Origin of the sequence: Promicromonospora kroppenstedtii DSM 19349 (assembly GCF_000515355.1) — a bacterium.
In the GTDB taxonomy this organism is placed as follows: domain Bacteria; phylum Actinomycetota; class Actinomycetes; order Actinomycetales; family Cellulomonadaceae; genus Promicromonospora; species Promicromonospora kroppenstedtii.
Map to the genome: position 1 here is coordinate 1,792 of NZ_KI911576.1, position 834 is coordinate 2,625.

Genomic DNA, 834 nt, shown 5'->3' on the forward strand with positions numbered 1-834 from the left:
CCCCGCGTCGCCGACGCCGAGCGCGCCCGCCGCGGACACCGGCGCCGAGCCGGAGGACGAGGTCGCCGCGGCGCAGACCGCCCTCGCCCTGCGCCCGTCTACACCTGCGACGAGGACCCGTCGGACGACTTCCAGGTCCCGGCGGACGGGGACGGCGTCACGTACGCGCTCGTGGACGGCGTGTTCACGGCGACCCTGGAGGACGGCTACGAGTGGGGCGAGGTGCTCGGCACGGACCCGTTCACCGACCCCATCTTCGAGGAGTCCCCGTACCTCGACACCCCGGAACCCGGAACCACCGACCCGCTCTCGGTCCCGGTCGCCGACTTCGCCTTCCCGCGCTGCAACCACAACGACGAGACCTTCGTCGACGTGGCCTTCGAGTGCACGGACGGTCTGGGCTACCTGGTGTACGACATCGACGCGTGGTGGGCGACGGACGAGACGACGGTCCGACTCTTCCCCTACACCCACGACGAGATCCTGCGGGGCCGGACCGTGTACGTCGGGAACGACCTGTCGGGCCGCTTGGCCTGGGACGGCAGCACCCCGGGCATGACCGGCGAGATCGGCCCGATCGGCGACTCCGGCACCGTCGACCTGCCTGACGTCGACGACCCGCTGTTCACGCTCCGTACGGGGTCCGGGAACGACGCACACCAGGCATGGGTCAAGCTGGACATCGATTCCGCCGACCCATGCCTCGACGCCGCCCCGGGTGACGGCGAGAGCGAGAGCGAGGGCGGCGGCTCCGCCGATGCCGACGACGAGCTCGCCGCGACCGGCCCCGAGGCAGCCTGGCTCACCGCCGGCGTGGCCGCGCTGCTCGTGGCC

1 protein-coding gene is annotated in these 834 nt (G+C 72.5%); it reads left to right on the plus strand.

Annotated features, from left to right (window positions below):
- On the plus strand, window positions 1–834 hold an 834-nt coding region (locus PROKR_RS01490; protein WP_036959096.1), incomplete at both ends, for a hypothetical protein.